Source organism: Streptococcus sp. HSISS2, assembly GCF_000448665.1.
In the GTDB taxonomy this organism is placed as follows: domain Bacteria; phylum Bacillota; class Bacilli; order Lactobacillales; family Streptococcaceae; genus Streptococcus; species Streptococcus raffinosi.
Genome location: NZ_CM002133.1, coordinates 1,009,001 through 1,011,553, shown reverse-complemented (window position 1 = coordinate 1,011,553; position 2,553 = coordinate 1,009,001). Strand labels below are relative to the sequence as shown.

3 protein-coding genes are annotated in these 2,553 nt (G+C 37.8%); all 3 read right to left on the bottom strand.

Annotated features, from left to right (window positions below; genetic code table 11):
• Positions 1–184: 184 nt before the first annotated feature.
• A complete protein-coding gene (locus HSISS2_RS04445) occupies positions 185–448 on the bottom strand; it encodes a hypothetical protein (protein ID WP_021145594.1) in 264 nt (87 codons plus the stop codon).
• Between the two features lie 289 nt (positions 449–737).
• A complete protein-coding gene (locus HSISS2_RS04440; RefSeq protein ID WP_042767000.1) occupies positions 738–2,246 on the bottom strand; it encodes a DNA primase family protein in 1,509 nt (502 codons plus the stop codon).
• A partial coding sequence (locus tag HSISS2_RS04435; RefSeq protein ID WP_042766999.1) for a primase alpha helix C-terminal domain-containing protein occupies positions 2,236–2,553 on the bottom strand: 318 nt, incomplete at its 5' end. The genes HSISS2_RS04440 and HSISS2_RS04435, both read right to left, overlap by 11 nt.

Here is a 2,553-nt window from a genome sequence, read left to right as displayed (position 1 = left end):
CCTTATACCACGCGCCACTATATACTTTTATATTCTAATATTTTCTAACATTTATGATTTTCATTCCCATATTTTCCAATAACATAGTAGTGTTTTATTCCAACATTTTCCAACAATTAGGGCATTTTATATCAACTTTTTTCAACTTTTTAAAAGCGCTCAGATAACCCAAGCGCTTCATCACCTATGCTTTACTATAACCCTCAAAGCTATCACAAACACGGTTGAATGGCTCAGATAGGTTGCTATCTGATACGTACTCAACAACCAGTGTAAAGGTGTTGTTAGCCTTGTCTTTGCTGATTGTGGTCTTTGCAGTCGGTTGCTCGTAAGTTCCGACCATGTAACCAAGGATAGCGCAAGAGATTGTCTGCGCGTGATCCATAGTTTCAAAGTCTCGTTTAAACGTAAATGCCACTGCATTATCAGAATGTTTCTTAAGTGTCATGATGTTTCTCCTTTAAAAGATGTTACCTTGTGACTTTCTTGTTACTCTTTACTACGTTGTTTGTAACGCCCTTAAGACCAGTAATGACAAGGGCTTAAGGAGTGTTTGTAACTCTGTTACATTGTTTTCTCTATTCTCTTATATATATGTATATGTTCATATTTCTTTATTTAAAGAATAGATATAGAAAGTAACAACGTTACAGAATACCTACAAACCCTTTTATATCAAGGGTTTTGACCGTTACTTTTTACGTTACTTTTTATAATAAAAAAGTAACAACGTTACATTATTTTATTTTGACTACCGAACGATGTGGCTCTTTAAGGTCTTCACGATAAACTTTCCACGGGTCTAACGTGTCAAAATCTTTTGTTCTCGTTCTGTAAGGCTTCACCTCGTAGTTATAAGGCGTTAACTCCTTTAGAATAGTAATGATTTTCGCTCCTGCTCCATACACGCTAGGGTATTTGATCCCCATATTTTCGGCATACTCTATTAACCGTTTATTAATTATAAAGATTGGCACACATTTCAATTCATGCAAACCTTTGATAATGTACGCATTCTTAACAAACGAAAGTACATAATCATTATCTTCTTGATAGTCCTCTAACAAGTCTTTGACTACTTTAGGCTCAATAAATTGAGTGAATGGCTCTTGATTAACGGCTTTATATAAAACGTATTCCAAGACGTCTTTATCTGCTAGGAACTCGTTCTTAATCCAAGGCTTTTCGGTTTGACCGTTAAAGTCTGCATTAAACGGTACAATCATAATACGACGATACCAGCCCTTTGTTTTGTTACCGCTATGAGGGATATAGTTCCCCGAAAAGATATTGAATATCTTAAAAGTTGCTTCAAAGGCTGGTCTCCCTTTTGGGTTAACCAGTACAGTGTCACCGCTAGTGATACTCATTAGGTCAGACGGGTTTTGTAGGCGTTCATTGGGTGCTTCATCGCCAATATTACACACCTTACCCACAAGCGTTTCAAGATTGAATTTATCGCTAAACTGTGCAGGCTTTAAAGCTGACACGTTACTTTCACCGATTAGATTGATAAGTAAGCGCTGAAATGTTCCTTTACCGTTGTTACCGTCACCATATAAAATAGCGAACTTGTTACGGGTATAGTTTGGGTTGATAGCCTCGAGGATAATTTGCCAAAAGAGGGTTATCAACTCACTATCACAACAAGCGATAGAACTTAACCAATCATCAAACGTCTTACCCTCTCTATCCTTAGGGGGAAACTTAGGCGAATTGTAAGCAGTGGCTATCTTACTGGTGATAATATATTTAGGATCAAATGGTCGTAGTTGTTTGTTTTTCAAGTCTAAGATACCATTCTGTACTGGTACTAAGTTAGCACTTTCTAGCGGTTTTCTTATCTTCGTCATAGTACGTACCATCATTTTGATTTGTTTCCAGTCGTTTGGTTTTATTCTATTATCAAACGTCTTACACAAAACATTGAATTCGTCTGTGCTAGCGGTATAGATACCCTCGTCGAGATCATACAGATAGAGTAAACTATTATCAGCGGTGTTAGACTTGGTAATAAAAGTAAACGTTGCAATTTTGCTTAATTCTTTAGCGACCGTATAAATAGGTGGCAGTGGAATTTTGACACCCAAACCATCATTTCTTTTAGCAACGGTCTCTGCGTGTTCTTTACGCCATAGCTCACCAGCTTGATAGATACGGTCTAGTAATTCTTTCATAGACTTAGGTGGCTCAATAGCTTTGCTTTCGTCTAGCTTTTCTTGCAATTCCTCAATATTAATTTCCATTGACACCTCTCTTTCTGATTTCTGCCTTAACGATACTTTCAAAAGTCCGTTCCAGCTCTTGCTCTGATAACGGGTTATCTGTAACGCTATTCGCTATGGTTGTTAGTTCATAGGCAGTGGCTACGTCTGCATTAACCCATTTTGACAACAATAACCCTACAAACCTAGTTACCGCAACATTTCGCCCACCCTCGTCACCAAAGCCATGAAATAGGGTATCAATCACGCGCATGGTAATTGTTTTATTAGCGCTTGGGCGTGTGTGATAGTGTGGTTTCTGATTAGCCGTAACTGTTTTTGCTACGGG